The 18,156-nt window shown below is 69.2% G+C and carries 18 protein-coding genes; 4 read left to right on the top strand and 14 right to left on the bottom strand.

Annotated features, from left to right (window positions below):
- Nucleotides 1–56: 56 nt before the first annotated feature.
- Nucleotides 57–905, bottom strand: a complete 849-nt coding sequence (locus ACFVS6_RS22020) for a 3-hydroxyacyl-CoA dehydrogenase family protein (RefSeq protein WP_281209082.1) — start codon at nt 903–905, stop codon at nt 57–59.
- 222 nt (nt 906–1,127) lie between these two features.
- Between ACFVS6_RS22020 and ACFVS6_RS22015 the strand changes: the two genes are divergently transcribed.
- Nucleotides 1,128–1,700 (top strand): cob(I)yrinic acid a,c-diamide adenosyltransferase, encoded by a 573-nt coding sequence (locus ACFVS6_RS22015; RefSeq protein ID WP_389706088.1) that lies wholly within the window; start codon nt 1,128–1,130, stop codon nt 1,698–1,700.
- A gap of 37 nt (nt 1,701–1,737) precedes the next feature.
- Here the strand turns inward: ACFVS6_RS22015 and ACFVS6_RS22010 are convergent, their stop codons facing one another.
- The gene (locus ACFVS6_RS22010) at nt 1,738–2,310 is read right to left on the bottom strand and encodes a hypothetical protein (RefSeq protein WP_389706086.1); all 573 of its coding nucleotides are present in this window, start codon (nt 2,308–2,310) and stop codon (nt 1,738–1,740) included.
- Between the two features lie 173 nt (nt 2,311–2,483).
- Between ACFVS6_RS22010 and ACFVS6_RS22005 the strand changes: the two genes are divergently transcribed.
- From ACFVS6_RS22005 to ACFVS6_RS21995, 3 genes are all read left to right on the top strand, one after another.
- Nucleotides 2,484–3,671 (top strand): sensor histidine kinase, encoded by a 1,188-nt coding sequence (locus tag ACFVS6_RS22005; protein WP_389706084.1) that lies wholly within the window; start codon nt 2,484–2,486, stop codon nt 3,669–3,671.
- Nucleotides 3,668–4,348, top strand: a complete 681-nt coding sequence (locus tag ACFVS6_RS22000) for a response regulator (RefSeq protein ID WP_389706082.1) — start codon at nt 3,668–3,670, stop codon at nt 4,346–4,348. Before ACFVS6_RS22005 ends, ACFVS6_RS22000 begins: the two co-directional genes overlap by 4 nt.
- Before the next feature lie 168 nt (nt 4,349–4,516).
- Entirely contained in the window at nt 4,517–6,364 is a 1,848-nt protein-coding gene (locus ACFVS6_RS21995; RefSeq protein WP_389706080.1) for a glycosyl hydrolase family 18 protein, read from the top strand.
- Nucleotides 6,365–6,540: 176 nt separating this feature from the next.
- On the opposite strand, the gene ACFVS6_RS21990 is transcribed toward ACFVS6_RS21995, so the two are convergent.
- The 12 genes from ACFVS6_RS21990 to glyA form a co-directional block, all read right to left on the bottom strand.
- Nucleotides 6,541–6,987 (bottom strand): DUF2550 domain-containing protein, encoded by a 447-nt coding sequence (locus tag ACFVS6_RS21990; RefSeq protein ID WP_281209076.1) that lies wholly within the window; start codon nt 6,985–6,987, stop codon nt 6,541–6,543.
- A gap of 188 nt (nt 6,988–7,175) precedes the next feature.
- A complete protein-coding gene (locus ACFVS6_RS21985; protein WP_281209075.1) occupies nt 7,176–7,547 on the bottom strand; it encodes a F0F1 ATP synthase subunit epsilon in 372 nt (123 codons plus the stop codon).
- A gap of 138 nt (nt 7,548–7,685) precedes the next feature.
- Nucleotides 7,686–9,128, bottom strand: coding sequence for a F0F1 ATP synthase subunit beta (gene atpD / locus ACFVS6_RS21980; protein WP_385572381.1), 1,443 nt, complete (start codon nt 9,126–9,128; stop codon nt 7,686–7,688).
- A complete protein-coding gene (locus ACFVS6_RS21975; protein WP_389706078.1) occupies nt 9,128–10,045 on the bottom strand; it encodes a F0F1 ATP synthase subunit gamma in 918 nt (305 codons plus the stop codon). Before ACFVS6_RS21975 ends, atpD begins: the two co-directional genes overlap by 1 nt.
- 20 nt (nt 10,046–10,065) lie before the next feature.
- Entirely contained in the window at nt 10,066–11,661 is a 1,596-nt protein-coding gene (gene atpA, locus ACFVS6_RS21970; protein WP_389706076.1) for a F0F1 ATP synthase subunit alpha, read from the bottom strand.
- 129 nt (nt 11,662–11,790) lie between these two features.
- Nucleotides 11,791–12,606 (bottom strand): F0F1 ATP synthase subunit delta, encoded by an 816-nt coding sequence (locus ACFVS6_RS21965; protein ID WP_389706074.1) that lies wholly within the window; start codon nt 12,604–12,606, stop codon nt 11,791–11,793.
- A complete protein-coding gene (locus tag ACFVS6_RS21960) occupies nt 12,603–13,157 on the bottom strand; it encodes a F0F1 ATP synthase subunit B (protein ID WP_389706072.1) in 555 nt (184 codons plus the stop codon). Before ACFVS6_RS21960 ends, ACFVS6_RS21965 begins: the two co-directional genes overlap by 4 nt.
- 40 nt (nt 13,158–13,197) lie before the next feature.
- The gene (locus ACFVS6_RS21955) at nt 13,198–13,446 is read right to left on the bottom strand and encodes an ATP synthase subunit C (RefSeq protein ID WP_030008695.1); all 249 of its coding nucleotides are present in this window, start codon (nt 13,444–13,446) and stop codon (nt 13,198–13,200) included.
- Nucleotides 13,447–13,520: 74 nt separating this feature from the next.
- Entirely contained in the window at nt 13,521–14,357 is an 837-nt protein-coding gene (atpB, locus tag ACFVS6_RS21950) for a F0F1 ATP synthase subunit A (protein WP_281209087.1), read from the bottom strand.
- 210 nt (nt 14,358–14,567) lie between these two features.
- Entirely contained in the window at nt 14,568–15,014 is a 447-nt protein-coding gene (locus tag ACFVS6_RS21945; RefSeq protein WP_385572379.1) for a hypothetical protein, read from the bottom strand.
- Nucleotides 15,015–15,289: 275 nt separating this feature from the next.
- Nucleotides 15,290–16,636: an MraY family glycosyltransferase gene (locus ACFVS6_RS21940; protein WP_385572613.1), complete on the bottom strand. Its 1,347-nt coding sequence runs from the start codon at nt 16,634–16,636 to the stop codon at nt 15,290–15,292.
- Nucleotides 16,637–16,740: 104 nt separating this feature from the next.
- On the bottom strand, nt 16,741–17,970 hold the full coding sequence (gene glyA, locus ACFVS6_RS21935) for a serine hydroxymethyltransferase (protein ID WP_389706070.1): 1,230 nt from the start codon (nt 17,968–17,970) through the stop codon (nt 16,741–16,743).
- Nucleotides 17,971–18,156: the final 186 nt, after the last annotated feature.

Raw genomic sequence — 18,156 nt, 5'->3', positions numbered from 1 at the left:
TGAGCGAACCGATACCTAATTCACCCCGGAGGGTGAAGCCATTCGAACGGTGGTGCTCAGTGCTTGTAGAAGCCCTGGCCGCTCTTGCGGCCGATGTCGCCCGCGTCGACCATCCGGCGCATCAGCTCCGGCGGCGCGAACTTCTCGTCCTGCGACTCGGTGTAGATGTTGCTGGTGGCGTGCAGCAGGATGTCGACGCCCGTGAGGTCCGCGGTGGCGAGCGGGCCCATGGCGTGCCCGAAGCCCAGCTTGCAGGCGATGTCGATGTCCTCGGCGGAGGCGACGCCCGATTCGTAGAGCTTGGCGGCCTCGACGACGAGCGCGGAGATCAGACGGGTCGTCACGAAGCCGGCGACGTCGCGGTTGACGACGATGCAGGTCTTGCCGACGGACTCGGCGAACGCCCGGGTGGTGGCGAGGGTCTCGTCGCTGGTCTTGTAGCCGCGCACCAGCTCGCACAGCTGCATCATCGGGACGGGCGAGAAGAAGTGCGCGCCGACGACCCGCTCCGGACGCTTCGTCACGGCCGCGATCTTGGTGATCGGGATGGCGGAGGTGTTGGAGGCGAGCACCGCGTCGTCGCGGACCAGCTCGTCGAGCGCGCGGAAGATCTCGTGCTTGACCTCCAGCTTCTCGAAGACGGCCTCGACGACGATGTCGGCGTCGGCGACCGCACCGAGATCGGTGGTCGTGGTGATCCGGCCCAGCGCCGCCTCGGCGTCCTCGGCCGTCAGCTTGCCCTTGGCGACGAACCGGTCGTACGAAGCCTTGATCCCGTCGGTACCGCGGGTCAGCGCGGCGTCCGTGACGTCCCGCAGGACGACGTCCCAACCCGCCTGAGCGGAGACCTGAGCGATCCCGGAACCCATCAGTCCGGCACCGATGACGGCGAGCTTCCCAGCCACTGCACACCCCTTAGTTCTTCACTCGGCCCAGTCTCGTAGCCTCTTCGGCGGAGACTAGCGTCCGTGGAGGGCGGTGTGACCGCGAAGTAACACGCGTCACGTCTCAGATGACGGACATCACACTGGTACGGCCCAGCACCCCTGCACAGCCCTCCAGTTCACCCGGCCCCCACCGGGGAGCAGCTCTCCGCGGGCTCCACCGGCCCGGTCTACCCTGGCCGCATGGTGAACCTCACGCGCATCTACACCCGTACCGGCGACAAGGGCACGACCGCCCTGGGCGACATGAGCCGGACGCAGAAGACGGACCTGCGGATCTCGGCGTACGCCGACGCGAACGAGGCCAACGCGGCCATCGGGACGGCGATCGCGCTGGGCGCGCTCCCCGAAGAGGTCGTCAAGGTCCTGGTCCGCGTGCAGAACGACCTCTTCGACGTGGGCGCGGACCTGTGCACCCCGGTCGTCGAGGCGCCGGAGTACCCGCCGCTGCGGGTCGAGCAGTTCTACGTCGACAAGCTGGAGGCGGACTGCGACCTCTTCCTGGAACAGGTCGAGAAGCTGCGCAGCTTCATCCTCCCCGGCGGCACTCCCGGCGCGGCCCTGCTGCACCAGGCCTGCACGGTGGTCCGGCGCGCCGAGCGCTCGACGTGGGCGGCGCTGGAGGTGCACGGCGAGGTGATGAACCCGCTGACCGCCACCTACCTGAACCGCCTCTCCGACCTCCTGTTCATCCTGGCCCGGGTGGCCAACAAGGAGGTCGGGGACGTGCTGTGGGTGCCCGGCGGCGAGCGCTAGCTCCGCGGCCGCGAGGTCCGGCCGGTCGGGCGGGGCATCAGGCGCGGGGGCCCGCCTCCACGCGCTCGGGCTCCGCTCCTGCCGGGGCCTTCTTCGGCCAGATCGTGTAGCAGACGGCGATGACGCCGTGGATGCCGACGATGCGCAGGGCCGCGCCCTGGTAGCTCGCGAGCGAGCTGACGTCGCCCGCGTCGCCGACGAACCAGATGGCGGCCTGGAGCAGGCCCATCGCGACGGCCGCGGCGACGACGGTGCGGACCCACAGCTTCCACTCGTGGACGGCGCGCGCCGTGCCGTGGCCGGCGCCGGCCGGCTTCGGCCCGCCGGCCAGCCGGTACGCGGCGTGGCCGTCGAGCCACTTCACCGTGTAGTGGCCGTAGGCGACGGTGTAGCCGAGGTAGAGGGCGGCCACGCCGTGCTTCCAGTCGGGGGTGGCGCCGTTCTTCAGGTCGAGGGTGGTCGCGACCAGCAGGACGAGTTCCAGCAGCGGTTCGCACAGCAGGACCGCGGCCCCCAGCCGGGGCATCTTCGCCAGGTAGCGCAGGCCCAGCCCGGCCGCCAGCAGCACCCAGAAGCCGACCTCACACGCGATGATCAGCGCGACGATCACGGTCTCTCTCCGTTCCGCTCGTTCTCCGGGTTCTCCGGTTCTCCTCAAGGCTGCCGCCCGCCGGGGGCCGTTTCGTCGTCTCAGGTGACGAAAGCGCACTGCATCCTTCGATGTAGTGCGGGTTCCGTCCCGGTGTCGACGTCCTCGGCCGCGCCGCCGTGTTGGATGGGGAGGTGATCGAGAAGCTGCCCCGCCCCCACCGTGACGATGTCCTGATCGCGTCGGTCAGCGTGCTCGCGGGACTCCTCCTCTGGTCCCTCGGGGTGCACAGCAACACCCGGCCGCACTTCGCCCCCGCGTGGGCGGCCCTGGCGCCGTTGCTCGTCATGGGCGCCCTCGAACTGCTGCGCCGCACGCACCCCGCGGTGACCGTGTCCGTGGGGACGGTCGCGCTCGTCGTCGACACGTTCACCGTGGGAAATCTGGCCACGATCCTCATGTACACGGACCTGATGTACGCGGCCGTCCTCTACGGGAAACCCGCCATGGCCCGCCGGCTCCCGGTCGGCACCGGCCTCGCCACCGTCGCCATCACCATCGGCTCCGTGGCCTGGCTGCGCACCCCGCAGGCCCTGCTGATCGGTGTGGTCGCGGGCATCATCACCTTCGGCCCGGCCATGACCGGCGCCACCCTGCGCAACCACCGCGACGCGGCGATCGCCGCCCGCCTGCGCGCCGAGCAGACGGCCCTGTTGGCCGAAATGGACCGTTCCCAGGCGGTCGCCGCCGAGCGGGCCCGGATGGCCCGCGAACTCCACGACATGGTGGCCAACCACCTCTCGGCGATCGCCATCCACTCGACGGCCGCGCTGTCCATCGACTCCCCCGCGACGAGCCGCGAGGCCCTCGGGGTGATCCGTGAGAACAGCGTGCAGGGCCTGGCCGAAATGCGTCGGCTCATCGGGCTGCTGCGGGACGCGGGCGCCGGGGGCGACGCCGTCGCGGTGCCCACCCTCGACGGGTTGGAGGCGCTGCTGGGTCGGGCCCGGGCCAACGGCGCCGCCAGCGGGCTGGACTTCGTCCTGCACGACGGCCGCCCGCAGGCCGGACCGGCGGTACCGACCCCGGTGGAGCTGGCGGCGTACCGGATCGTGCAGGAGTCGCTGACCAACGCCCTCAAACACGCCGGCCCGGGCACCGTCACCATCCGGGTGACCTGTGAGGACGGCCTGCTGTCGGTGGGGGTGGACTCCCCCTACGAGGTCCGGCACGGCCCTCGGGCACCCGGCTCCGGGGCGGGGCTGATCGGCATGCGCGAGCGGGCGGACCTGCTCGGCGGAACGTTCACCGCGGGCCCCGTCGGGTCCGTGTGGCAGGTGCGGGCGACACTGCCCGCCGAGGAAGGGGCCGTACGGGCATGAACCAGCGGAACATCAGGGTGCTGGTCGCCGAGGACCAGAGCGCGGTGCGCGCGGGCCTGGTGATGATCCTGCGCAGCGCGGGCGACGTCGAGGTGGTGGGCGAGGCCGCCGACGGGGAGGAGGCCGTGCGCCTCGCCCGGGATCTTCGGCCGGATCTGGTCCTCATGGACGTGCAGATGCCCCGACTGGACGGGGTCGCGGCCACCCGGCAGGTCGTCGCCGAGGGTTTGGCGGACGTCCTCGTGCTGACGACCTTCGACCTCGACGAGTACGTCTTCGGCGCGCTGCGCGCCGGAGCCTCCGGGTTCCTGCTGAAGGACGCCGACGCCGCGGAACTCATCGAGGCGGTCCGCACGGTGGCGCGCGGCGAGGGGCTGATCGCCCCCGCGGTCACCCGGCGCCTGATCGCCGAGTTCGCCGCGCCCCGCGCGCAGCGGCCCTCGGTGGCGCCGGAGACGGCTGCGGCCGTCGATTCGCTGACGCGGCGCGAACGGGAGGTGCTCGGCGCGCTGGGCGAGGGGTTGTCGAACGCGGAGATCGCCGTACGCCTGGACATGGCGGAGGCGACGGTGAAGACGCACGTCAGTCGCCTGCTCGGGAAGCTGGGGCTGCGCAGTCGGGTCCAAGCTGCGGTACTGGCACAGGAGTTGGGGGATCTGGACGAGCACTGGAGGTAAGGTCTGGACCTCTTGACGGTTGGTCCAGACCTTTCTAGTCTCACCGAAACACTGTGGTGAGCGTGCCATGACGAGCGTCATGACGAGGCGTGCTCACGGGCGGCGCAGGTCCCACCCCCATGTGCCCGGTCGGCCCCACGACCGGCACGGACCTACGGAGGAGCACCCTTGAGCACAGCACCCCCGCTACGTACCCGTCTGTTCAGAAGGTTGGCCGCCACGGTGGCCGTCTTCGCCCTGCCCATCGCCGGCCTCGTCGGCCTGGCCGGACCCGCACAGGCGGCCACCTCCGCGACGGCGACCTACACCAAGGCCTCCGACTGGGGCTCCGGCTTCGAGGGCAGGTGGACGGTCAAGAACACCGGCACCACCGCGCTGACCAGCTGGACCGTGGAGTGGGACTACCCCGCGGGCACCAGGGTCAGCTCCGCCTGGGACGCCACCGTCACCAGCTCGGGCAACCACTGGACCGCGAAGAACGTCGGCTGGAACGGCGCCCTCTCCCCCGGCCAGAGCGTCACCTTCGGGTTCAACGGCACCGGCACCGGAGCCCCCTCCGGCTGCAAGATCAACGGCGGCTCCTGTGACGGCGGCACCCAGCCCGGCGACGCCCCGCCCTCGGCCCCCGGCACCCCCACGGCCTCCGGCGTCACCGAGACGGCTCTGACCCTGTCCTGGTCCGCGGCCACCGACGACAAGGGCGTCAAGAACTACGACGTGTACCGCAACGGCGCCAAGGTCACCACGGTCACCGGCACCTCCTACGGCGACTCCGGCCTGACCAAGGGCACCTCGTACACGTACTCCGTCGTCGCCCGCGACACCGCGGACCAGACCGGCCCCTCCTCCGGCGAGCTCGCGCTCACCACCCCGGGCGGCGGCGGCACGGACCCGGGCGCCGGAACCAAGGTCAAGCTGGGCTACTTCACCAACTGGGGCGTCTACGGGCGCAACTACCACGTGAAGAACCTGGTCACCTCCGGCACGGCGTCGAAGATCACCCACATCAACTACGCCTTCGGCAACGTCCAGGGCGGCAAGTGCACCATCGGTGACGCCTACGCGGACTACGACAAGGCCTACACCGCCGACCAGAGCGTCGACGGCAAGGCCGACAACTGGGACCAGCCGCTGCGCGGCAACTTCAACCAGCTCCGCAAGCTGAAGGCCCAGTACCCCCACATCAAGATCCTGTGGTCCTTCGGCGGCTGGACCTGGTCCGGCGGCTTCGGCCAGGCCGTCGGCAACCCCGCCGCCTTCGCCCAGTCCTGCTACGACCTGGTCGAGGACCCGCGCTGGGCCGACGTCTTCGACGGCATCGACCTCGACTGGGAGTACCCGAACGCCTGCGGCCTCACCTGCGACACCAGTGGCGCCGCCTCCCTGAAGAACATGATGCAGGCCATGCGCGCCAAGTTCGGCACGAACAACCTGGTCACCGCGGCCATCTCCGCCGACGGCTCCAACGGCGGCAAGCTGGACGCGGCGGACTACGGCGGCGCGGCCCAGTACGTCGACTTCTACAACGTCATGACGTACGACTTCTTCGGCGCCTGGGCGGCGCAGGGCCCGACGGCCCCGCACTCCCCGCTCACCGCCTACCCGGGCATCCCGCAGGACGGCTTCAACTCCGAGGCCGCCATCACGAAGCTCAAGGGCAAGGGCGTCCCCGGCTCCAAGCTCACCCTGGGCATCGGCTTCTACGGCCGCGGCTGGACCGGCGTCACCCAGGCCACCCCCGGCGGCACCGCCACCGGCCCGGCCCAGGGCACCTACGAGCCGGGCATCGAGGACTACAAGGTCCTCAAGGCCACCTGCCCCTCCACCGGCACCATCGCCGGCACGGCCTACGCCAAGTGCGGCAGCAACTGGTGGAGCTACGACACCCCCGCCACGGTCACCTCGAAGATGACCTGGGCCAAGCAGCAGGGCCTCCGGGGCGCCTTCTACTGGGAGTTCAGCGGCGACACCGCCAACGGTGAACTCGCCAACGCGGTCCACACCGGGCTCCAGTAACCCCCGCTGAACGAACCCGGTGACAGACGAAGCCGGGGAGACGGGTCCGTCCCCCGTCTCCCCGGCTTCTCCACGTCCGATCGCGGCCACGGCCGCGCCCACGGCCGCGGCTCGGGCCACATTCGCCCTCCCCCGAACTCCGTCCGAGGGCGGACCTCCTGCCAACGGGCAGGGAACTAAGCCACGTTCACCCGCTGGCCGGGAGGCGCGGCCTCCAGCCAGGCCAGGAATCCGGTCAGCGCGTCGTCGCTCATCGCCAGCTCCAGGCGGGTTCCCCGGTGGGAACAGCCGAGCACGACGGCATCGGAGAGCAGGGCCAGCTCCTCCTCGCCCTCGGGCGCGCGCCGGGCGAGCACCTCGATGGAGGAGCGCTCCAGCAGCCGGCGCGGGCGCGGGGAGTACGAGAACACCCGGAACCACTCGATCCGGTCACCGCTGTAGCGGGCGACGCCGTACACCCAACCCTTGCCGGAGACGTCCGGCTCGTCGGCCACGTCCCAGCGCAGGCTGCAGTCGAAGGTACCGCCGGAACGCTGGATCAGTCTGCGACGCAGCCCGAACACAAACAGCCCGATCACCACCAGGGCTACGACCAGGCCGCTCACAAGCAGAGCGAGGAGCATCTTCACCGACCTCCTCGCTCATCGAAACACCGCACACGACCGTGCCCATCACCGGACAGGTCCGAGGACGGACGTACATCGCCTCAGCCGCGACCCGGTCTGGAAAATTCCAGAACGGACCGCGGCTGAGGTCTGCCGGCCCCGGAAGGTCACCCTCCGGGGCCGGCGGTTGGAACTCCGACGGGCTATCAGCCCGTTACGGCGCGCAGCCGGACATCGGCGCGACGTTCGGCGGCCGCGTCGGCCTCCGACTTCGCGCGCTCCAGTGCCCGCTCCGCCCGCTGGACGTCGATCTCGTCCGCGAGCTCGGCGATCTCGGCCAGCAGGGACAGCTTGTTGTCCGCGAACGAGATGAAACCGCCGTGCACCGCGGCGACGACAGTGCCGCCCTCGCTGGTACGGATGGTCACAGGGCCCGATTCCAGCACACCGAGAAGCGGCTGGTGACCGGGCATGACGCCGATGTCGCCGGACGTGGTGCGGGCGACAACAAGGGTGGCCTCGCCGGACCAGACATTGCGGTCCGCCGCGACCAGCTCGACGTGCAGCTCAGCAGCCAAGGTGGCTCCTCGGGTCACCACCCGGCGGGTCAGCCGGGTGTTGGGTCAAATTCTAATGGGCGTGGGGAGAGGGACGGGACGTACCCCGCCCCTCTCCTTCGTTCTTCGACGATTCGCGCTCCGGAGAACGCGGACCGACTAGGAGACGCCCAGCTCCTTGGCGTTGGCCTTCAGGTCCTCGATGCCACCGCACAGGAAGAACGCCTGCTCGGGGAAGTGGTCGTAGTCACCGTCGCAGATCGCGTTGAACGCGGTGATCGACTCCTCCAGCGGAACGTCCGAACCGTCGACACCGGTGAACTGCTTGGCGACGTGGGTGTTCTGCGACAGGAAGCGCTCGACGCGACGGGCACGGTGGACAACGAGCTTGTCCTCCTCGCCCAGCTCGTCGATACCGAGGATCGCGATGATGTCCTGGAGGTCCTTGTACTTCTGGAGGATCCCCTTGACGCGCATCGCCGTGGCGTAGTGGTCCGCCGCGATGTACCGCGGGTCGAGGATGCGGGACGTCGAGTCCAGCGGGTCCACGGCCGGGTAGATGCCCTTCTCGGAGATCGGACGGGAAAGAACCGTCGTCGCGTCGAGGTGGGCGAAGGTGGTCGCCGGCGCCGGGTCGGTCAGGTCGTCCGCGGGGACGTAGATCGCCTGCATCGAGGTGATCGAGTGACCACGGGTCGAGGTGATGCGCTCCTGGAGGAGACCCATCTCGTCGGCCAGGTTCGGCTGGTAACCCACCGCGGAGGGCATGCGGCCGAGCAGGGTCGACACCTCGGAACCCGCCTGGGTGTACCGGAAGATGTTGTCGATGAAGAACAGCACGTCCTGCTTCTGCACATCGCGGAAGTACTCCGCCATGGTCAGACCGGCAAGGGCGACGCGCAGACGGGTGCCCGGGGGCTCGTCCATCTGGCCGAAGACGAGCGCCGTCTTGTCGATGACGCCGGAGTCGGCCATCTCCTCGATGAGGTCGTTGCCCTCACGGGTACGCTCACCGACGCCCGCGAACACCGACACACCGTCGTGGTTGTTGGCGACGCGGTAGATCATTTCCTGGATCAGAACGGTCTTGCCGACACCGGCACCACCGAACAGACCGATCTTTCCACCCTTGACGTACGGGGTGAGAAGGTCGATGACCTTGACGCCGGTCTCGAACATCTCGGTCTTCGACTCGAGCTCGTCGAAGCGGGGGGCCTTGCGGTGGATCGGCCAGCGCTCGGTGACGTTGGCGTTCTCCTCCGGGTAGTTCAGCACCTCACCGAGGGTGTTGAACACCTTGCCCTTGGTGAAGTCACCGACGGGGACGGTGATGCCCTCGCCCGTGTCGGTCACCGGGGCCTGGCGGACCAGACCGTCGGTGGGCTGCATGGAGATGGTGCGGACCACGCCGTCACCCAGGTGCTGGGCGACTTCGAGGGTCAGCGTCTTGAGCTCGCCGTCCTGGGCCGGGTCGGCAACCTGGACCTTCAGCGCGTTGTAGATCTCGGGCATCGCGTCGACGGGGAACTCCACGTCGACGACCGGGCCGATGACCCGGGCGACGCGGCCCGTGGCGGCGGCCGTCTCAACAGAGGTCGTCATTACTTGTCACTCCCCGCGGTCGCGTCGGCCATGGCGCTGGCGCCACCGACGATCTCGCTGATTTCCTGGGTGATTTCGGCCTGGCGGGCCGCGTTGGCAAGCCGGGAGAGGCTCTTGATGAGATCCCCGGCGTTGTCGGTCGCCGACTTCATCGCGCGGCGGCGGGCGGCGTGCTCGGAAGCGGCCGACTGCAGCAGTGCGTTGTAGATGCGGCTCTCGACGTAGCGCGGCAGAAGGGCGTCGAGGACGTCCTCCGCCGACGGCTCGAAGTCGAACAGCGGAAGGATCTCGCCCTTCGCACCGGACTCTTCTTCGACCTTGTCGAGGCTGAGCGGCAGCATCCGGCCGTCGACCGCGTTCTGCGTCATCATCGACACGAATTCCGTGTAGACGATGTGCAGCTCGTCGACGCCGCCCTCGGCCGTGTCCTTCTGGATGGCCTCGATCAGCGGCCCCGCGACGCGCTTGGCGTCGGCGTAGGCCGGGCTGTCGGTGAAGCCGGTCCACGACTCCGCGACCTTGCGCTCGCGGAAGCCGAAGTAGGCCAGACCCTTACGGCCGACGATGTACGTGTCGACCTCCTTGCCCTCGCCGCGCAGCCGCTCGGTGAGCCGCTCCGCCTGCTTGATGGCGTTGGAGGAGTAGCCGCCGGCCAGACCGCGGTCGCTCGTGATGAGCAGGACCGCGGCACGGGCCGGCGCCTCGACCTCGGTGGTCAGGGCGTGCTTGGTGTTCGAGCCGGTGGCCACCGCGGTCACCGCACGGGTGAGCTCGGTCGCGTACGGCATCGATGCCGCCACCTTGCGCTGCGCCTTGACGATGCGCGAGGCGGCGATCATTTCCATCGCCTTGGTGATCTTCTTGGTCGCCGTGACGGCACGGATGCGACGCTTGTAGACCCGGAGCTGCGCTCCCATGAGTCAGGTCCCTTCCGTCGTCACTTGGAGACGTTGACGGCCGGCGCGTCCTCGCCCAGGAGCTTGCCGTCCGAGGTCTCGAACTGCTGCTTGAAGCCGGCGATGGCGTCGGCGATCGACGTCAGGGTGTCGTCCGACATCTTGCCGCCGTCGGCGATGGAGGTGAGGAGGTCCTTGCGCTCGCGGCGCAGGTGCTCCAGCAGCTCCGACTCGAAGCGACGGATGTCGTTGACCGGGACGTCGTCCATCTTGCCGGTGGTGCCGGCCCAGACGGAGACGACCTGCTCCTCGACGGGCATCGGCTGGTACTGGCCCTGCTTCAGCAGCTCGACCAGACGCTTGCCGCGCTCCAGCGAGGCCTTCGACGCGGCGTCCAGGTCGGAACCGAAGGCGGCGAACGCCTCCAGCTCGCGGTACTGGGCGAGGTCCAGGCGCAGACGGCCGGAAACCTGCTTCATGGCCTTGTGCTGGGCCGAGCCACCGACGCGGGAGACCGAGATACCGACGTTCAGCGCCGGGCGCTGGCCCGCGTTGAACAGGTCGGACTCAAGGAAGCACTGGCCGTCGGTGATGGAGATGACGTTGGTCGGGATGAACGCCGACACGTCGTTCGCCTTGGTCTCGACGATCGGAAGACCGGTCATCGAACCGGCACCCATGTCGTCGGAGAGCTTCGCGCAGCGCTCCAGCAGACGGGAGTGCAAGTAGAAGACGTCACCCGGGTAGGCCTCACGGCCCGGCGGGCGGCGCAGCAGCAGCGACACGGCGCGGTAGGCGTCGGCCTGCTTCGACAGGTCGTCGAAGATGATCAGGACGTGCTTGCCGGCGTACATCCAGTGCTGGCCGATGGCCGAACCGGTGTACGGCGCCAGGTACTTGAAGCCGGCCGGGTCGGACGCCGGGGCGGCGACGATCGTCGTGTACTCGAGCGCACCGGCGTCTTCCAGGGCGCCGCGAACGGACGCGATGGTCGAGCCCTTCTGGCCGATGGCGACGTAGATGCAGCGAACCTGCTTGTTCACGTCGCCCGAGCGCCAGTTGTCGCGCTGGTTGATGATCGTGTCGACGGCAAGAGCGGTCTTGCCGGTCTGACGGTCACCGATGATCAGCTGACGCTGACCACGGCCGACCGGCACCATGGCGTCGATCGCCTTGTAGCCGGTCTGCATCGGCTCGTGGACCGACTTACGGATCATGACGCCCGGGGCCTGCAGCTCCAGGGCGCGACGGCCTTCGGTCGCGATCTCGCCGAGACCGTCGATCGGGTTGCCGAGCGGGTCGACGACGCGGCCGAGGTAGCCCTCGCCGACGCCGACGGAGAGCACCTCACCGGTGCGCTGCACCGGCTGGCCCTCTTCGATACCGCTGAACTCGCCGAGGACGACGGCGCCGATCTCGCGCTCGTCGAGGTTGAGGGCGAGACCGAGGGTGCCGTCCTCGAACTTCAGCAGCTCGTTCGCCATGGCGGAGGGCAGGCCCTCCACCTTCGCGATGCCGTCGCCGGCAACGCTGACCGTTCCGACCTCCTCGCGCGAGGCCGCGTCCGGCTGGTACGACTGGACAAAGTTCTCCAGTGCGTCCCGGATCTCCTCCGGCCGGATCGTGAGCTCCGCCATCTGGGTTCCCTGCTCTCCTTGTTGGGCCTGAAGCTTCTTAGGGGTCTGGGGGCGACCCCCAGGAATCTTCTGCAAGTTCTGCACGGCCCAACCGGGCCGCTAGGAATGCGTTGTTCTATTGGTGGCTGATCAGCCGGCCATGCGGCGGGACGCCTCGGCGAGACGGTCCGCGATGGTTCCGTCGATCACCTCGTCGCCCACCCGCACCGTGATCCCGCCGAGGACCGTGGGGTCCACGTCGAGGTTCAGGTGCATCTGGCGGCCGTACAGCTTCGCCAGCACCGCGCCGAGACGCTGCTTCTGCGCGTCGCTGAGCGGAACCGCGCTGGTCACGGTGGCGACCATGCGGCTACGGCGCTCGGCGGCGAGCGTGGAAAGGGATTCGAGTCCCGCTTCCAGGCTACGTCCACGCGGGTGCGTGACAAGACGGGCGACCAGACGCTCGGTGACGGCGTTCGCCTTGCCGCCGAGCAGGCTGCGCAGCAGCTCGCCCTTGGCGGAGGCGGAGGCCGCACGGTCGGTCAGCGCCGCACGCAGCTCGGTGTTCGAGGAGACGATCCGGCCGAAGCGGAAGATCTCGTCCTCGACGTTGTCGAGCGCGCCGCCCTGCTGGGCCGCGGTGAGGTCGGCGGAAGCCGCCAGCCCCTCCAGCGCGTCCACCAGGTCACGGGACTGCGACCAGCGCGACCGCGCCATACCGGACACCAGGTCGAGGGTTTCCCCGCCCACCTGGCCGGCCAGCAGACGCCCGACCAGCTCGGCCTTGGCCTCGCCGGACTGCGCCGGGTCCGTGATGACCCGACGCAGCGAGACCTCACGGTCGAGCAGCGCGGTGACGGCAGCCAGCTCACCGGCGAGCTTCGTCGCGTCGACGGACGTGTTGTCCGTCAGCGCGTCGAGACGCTCGCGCGCGGAGGCCAGTGCCTCGCGGCTCGCTCCGTTCATCGGGCAGCCCCAGTCGACGCCGCCTTCTCCTCAAGCTCGCTGAGGAAACGGTCGATGGTGCGGCTCTGCCGGGCGTGGTCCTCAAGGGACTCGCCGACGAGCTTGCCGGCCAGGTCGGTGGCGAGCTTGCCCACGTCCTGACGCAGCGCCTGCGAAGCGGCCTTGCGGTCCGCCGCGATCTGGGCGTGACCGGCAGCGATGATCTCCTCACGCTGCCGCTGGCCCTCTGCGCGCAGTTCTTCCTTGAGCGCAGTGCCCTGCTCCAGCGCGTCCTGGCGCAGGCGCGCGGCCTCGTGCCGGGCTTCGGCGAGCTGGGCCTTGTACTGCTCCAGCGCGCTCTGAGCCTCGGCCTGAAGCGCTTCGGCCGTCTCGATGCCACCCTCGATGGCCTCGCGACGCTCGTCCAGAACCTTGTTGATGTTCGGGAGCAGCTTCTTCGCGAGGAAACCGAAGACGATGACAAAGGCGATCAGGCCGATGACAAGCTCGGGGATCGGCGGGATGAGGGGGTTTTCCGCCTCAGTGGCCGCGAGCTGAACCAGAGGGTTCACATCAGTGCCTTCCGTCTAAAGGGTCTGTTCGCTACCGGGATCAGGAGGTCGGGTAGACGAACGGCATGACCAGACCGATGAGGGCGAGCGCCTCACAGAAGGCGAAGCCGAGGATCTGGTTGGCGCGGATCAGGCCGGCGGCCTCGGGCTGGCGGGCCAGGGCCTGCGTGCCGTTACCGAAGATGATGCCGACGCCGACGCCGGGGCCGATGGCCGCGAGGCCGTAGCCGATGGAGCCGAGGTTGCCCTTGATTTCGACGCCAGCAGCGAGGGTCTGGAGAGCGGACATGCCGGTTCTTCCTTCTCTTTCATGGACCGGTGGGGGTTGGCCACCGGACGACTGGTGGTTTGGGGGTGGGGCGGTCAGTGGTGCTCGGCGACGGCGCCCTGGAGGAAGCTGCAGGCCAGCAGCACGAAGACGTAGGCCTGGACAGCCTGGATGAAGAGCTCGAACGCGGTCATCACGATGACCATCACGAAGGACACGCCGGCGTAGGCGATGCCGATGCCGTTCAGCAGGTACCAGCTGGCGATCGTGAAGAGCAGCAGCAGGGTGTGACCCGCGAACATGTTCGCGAAGAGACGGACCGCGTGCGTGAACGGCCGGACGATCACGTTCGAGAAGAACTCGATCAGCATGACCAGCGGCAGGATCCCGCCGAGCGACTTGTCGTAGCCCGTGAGGTTCTTCAGACCGCCGACGAAGCCGTGGCGCTTGAAGGTGACCGACATCCACATGACGTAGATGACCAGGGCCAGACCGGCCGGGTACGCGATGACCGAGGTCACCGGGAACTGGGCGAGCGGAATGATCGACCAGAGGTTCAGGATCCAGACGAAGAAGAACGTCGCGACCATGAAGGGGACGTACTTCTCGCCCTCCTTCTTGCCCATCGTTTCGTAGACGATGCCGCGGCGCACGAAGTCGTAGCCGGCTTCGGCGACCATCTGGAGCTTCCCGGGAACGACCTTCGGCTTGGCGAAGGCGGCCCAGAAGAAGCCGACGATGATGACGGTTCCGAGCAGGGCCAGGAGCATCGTCTTGTTGAAGTAGACGGCTCCGTCCATGTCGCCGAAGATCGGCTCGAACAGGAACGAGTGCAGGCCAGGAGCCGGGAAGCCACAGCCGTCGAAGATGTGGCAATCGGTCTCGAAGGCGAGCACCTGCGTCGGGTCAGCACTCACCGCGGGCTCCTTCAGCGTGGCGCATAGGTACGGCAACCTCGTTGTGTCGGCGCGGCGCACAGCCGCGGTTCGGCACGGGACTGGTCTTACGGATGTGGGGGCGGCTTGCAGGCAGTGAGCCTCGCGATTGAGCAGGCGTCAGCTCAGCTGCCTGCGCCCGCGATGCCGCAGTTGGCACCGGACGATAGCAGCATCTCGAACGCGCACTTATTCCGCCCCTACCGTTCACGACGAGGACCCCGTGTTCTTGGGCTTCTCACCCTTGTCACGCTTCGCGGACTCGGGCTCGACGTAAAGGATCTTGGCCTTCATGTGCGCGCGCGTCTGCGCGGCGATCCAAGCAAGGGTCGCCGCGACGATGGTGATCGCGAATGCCCTGGGATTGAACAGCGTCGTGTTCTGGAACACGGCGACGAAGACGAAGAGCAGCAGGATCTGGGTCGTGTAGAGCGCCAGACCCATCATCTGGAAGAGATGCGGCAGCGATCGTGCCGTCCGCTGCAGGATGACGAATCCGATACCCATGAACAAAATCACGACGATCGTGGCCGCGATCGCGCCGATCGCCCCCTTGCCGCCCGCGACCACGCCACTGACAACTGCGGCGATGACGCCGACGGCAGCGGTGGGCACAACGGTTTGCAGAAGGGATCGGGCGTCATCGGACAGCATGGCGCATGGCTCCGCGTGATGGTGGGGGTAACGGGACTCGTACGGGACGAGCGTAAGCCCGGGCCGAGTGAGAGCCTCGGGCCGATGGACCGTCGCACTACGGTCCTTCGGCTCTGTCGCCGGGTTTAGTGAACGGTATCACAAACTATTTGATGAGAGCTTTACCTGTCCGGTGTGCTGACTGTCACACATGAGAGTGACCCTGCGCGTGTGTGCAGGACAGGGTGACGGGTTGTCTGGTAAAGGGGTTCCATGTCGGACATGTGCCCGACCGGTCAGCGCGCGGATCCGGCCTTACGCCGGTCGGGAAGGCGCGAACGGGGGCCTACGGCAGTCGCCCCGTTGACGCCCGAGACCCCCACGGCGACGGGCCGCGGTGCCTGGGGCTCCGCTCCCTCGTCCTCCCGTACGGCGGCCTCCGCCGCGGCCTCGGCGGCCCGCGCCGCGTGCCGGTAGCGGGGCGGGACGAGGCCCTCCGCCCAACGCGGGGCCCGCGGCGTGAAGCGCGGCAGCAAAAGCAGTACGAGGCCCAGGGCGCTCAGCGCGGCGATGGCGAGGACGATCCACATCGAGGTCGAGTGCACCGAGTAGGCCACCGCCCCGAATGCGATCAGGCCCGACCAGAAGTACATGATGAGTACGGCGCGACTGTGGGAATGCCCGAGTTCCAGCAGCCGGTGGTGCAGGTGTCCGCGGTCGGCGGCGAACGGGGACTGGCCGTTCCAGGTGCGCCGGACGATGGCCAGGATCAGGTCCGCCATCGGGATCGCGATGATCGTGAGCGGCAGCAGCAGCGGCATGAAGACCGGGAGCATCGCGTGCGTCGCGTTGCGCTCGCCGCCCGCGAACAGGGCCATGGCGTCCGGGTCGACCTGACCCGTCATGGAGATGGCCGCGGCGGCCAGCACCAGGCCGATGAGCATCGAGCCGGAGTCGCCCATGAAGATCCGGGCCGGATGCATGTTGTGCGGCAGGAAGCCGATGCACATCCCCATCAGGATCGCCGCGAAGAGCGTCGCCGGGGCGGCCGCCTCGATGCCGTAGCCGAACCAGATGCGGTACCCGTAGAGGAAGAACGCCGTGGCGGCGATGCACACCATGCCGGCGGCCAGGCCGTCGAGGCCGTCCACGAAGTTCACCGCGTTGATGGTGATCACGACGAGGGCGACCGTCAGCAGGTTGCCCTGCCACTGGGTGAGCGCGACCGTGCCGATGCCGGGGACGGGGATCCACAGGATCGTCAGACCCTGGATGACCATCACGCCGGCGGCGATCATCTGCGCGCCGAGCTTGATCAGGGCGTCGATCTCGAACTTGTCGTCCAGTACGCCGACCAACCAAATCAACGCCGCTCCGGAGAGCAGTGCCCGTGGTTCGTTCGACAACTCGAAGACGCCGTTGAGGTTGCGCAGGTGGTCGGCGACCAGCAGTCCCGCGCAGAGGCCGCCGAACATGGCGATCCCGCCCAGGCGGGGCGTGGGTTCGCGGTGCACGTCGCGGGCGCGGATCTCCGGCATGGCCCCGGCCGCGATCGCGAACTTCCGCACGGGCCCGGTCAGCAGGTAGGTCACCGCGACCGTGACGCAAAGCGTCAGCAGATATTCACGCACGGGCTGCCCCAGATGTATCGCCGGCCATCTCAGCCCCACACATTAGCCTCGATGTCACCGCTGATGAGGACGCACCAGGACCGCCCCCCGGTTGCGGTACACCCTGCTTGTCCCGGTTACGCCCCGTACGGGGGAAATCCTCGGGTCAGGTCGGCGGCCTCCGCCCGGATCCCCGCGGCGTCCCCGCGCGACGCGGTGGCGAACAGGTCCGCGATCCGGGTCATCTCGGGCTCCCCCATGCCCAGTGTGGTGACCGCCGCGGTTCCGAGGCGGATGCCGCGCTGGTCCCCGTACGGCAGGGCGCAGGTGTCGAGGACGATCCCGGCGGCGGCGAGCCGGCCCCGCGCGGTCGGCCCGTCGATGCCGAGCGGCGCCGGGTCGACGGTGATCAGGTGGGTGTCGGTGCCCCCGGTCGTGACGGCGAAGCCGCGGTCCTCCAGGGCCCGGGCGAGGGTGCGCGCGTTGGCGACGACCCGGTGCGCGTAGCCGGCGAAGGCGGGCCCCGCCGCCTCCCCGAACGCCACCGCCTTCGCGGCGATGGTGTGCATCTGGGCGCCGCCCTGGGTGAAGGGGAACACCGCCCGGTCGACGCGCTCGGCGAACTCGGCACCGCACAGGATCATCCCGCCGCGCGGACCGCGGAGCACCTTGTGCGTGGTCGCGCAGACGATGTCGGCGTACGGGACGGGGCTGGGCGCCGCGCCTCCCGCGACGAGCCCGATCGGATGCGCGGCGTCGGCGATGAGGAACGCGCCCACCTCGTCGGCGATCTCGCGGAAGGCCGAGTACTCGGGGTGGCGGGGGTAGGAGATCGAGCCGCACACGATGGCCTTGGGCCGGTGGGTCCGGGCCAGCTCCTGCACCTGCTCGTAGTCGATCAGCCCGGTCTCCGGGTCCACCCCGTACCCGACGAAGTCGAACCAGCGGCCGGAGAAGTTGGCCGGCGAGCCGTGCGTCAGGTGCCCGCCGTACGCCAGCCCCATCGCCAGGACCGTGTCGCCGGGCCGCAGCAGCGCGGCGTAGGCGGCCAGGACGGCGGAGGAACCGGAATGCGGTTGGACGTTCGCGTGCTCGACGCCGAACAGTGCCTTGACCCGGTCCACCGCGATCCGTTCCGCCATGTCCGCGTACTCGCAGCCGCCGTGGTGGCGGGCGCCGGGGTAGCCCTCGGCGTACTTGTTGGCGAGCGCGGAGCCGAGGGCGGCGAGCACGGCGCCGGAGGTGTAGTTCTCGGCGGCGCTCAGCTGGAGCGTCTCGGCCTGGCGCCGGGCCTCCCCCGCGAGTACGTCGGCCATCTGCGGGTCCTGCTGCCGGAGCAGGTCCGTCGGCTGCGTGATGACGCTCATGGCAGAACTCCAGGGGTACCGGGGTACAGCCACTGTAGGCGCGCCCGGCCGACCTCGCCCCTCGCACGGTCACGCCCCCGGGCACCGCCCGTCCCGAGCCACGCGCACGCGCCGTCGGCGCGGGGTGGTGACGCCCGTCAGGGCCGTGACCGCGGGAGCCGGCGCCCGGTCGGGGCCCGCTCTCGA

Origin of the sequence: Streptomyces sp. NPDC057939 (genome assembly GCF_042887545.1) — a bacterium.
GTDB lineage: Bacteria > Actinomycetota > Actinomycetes > Streptomycetales > Streptomycetaceae > Streptomyces.
Note: the sequence above shows the minus strand (reverse complement) of the source record. Positions and strands in the feature narration are given on the sequence as shown.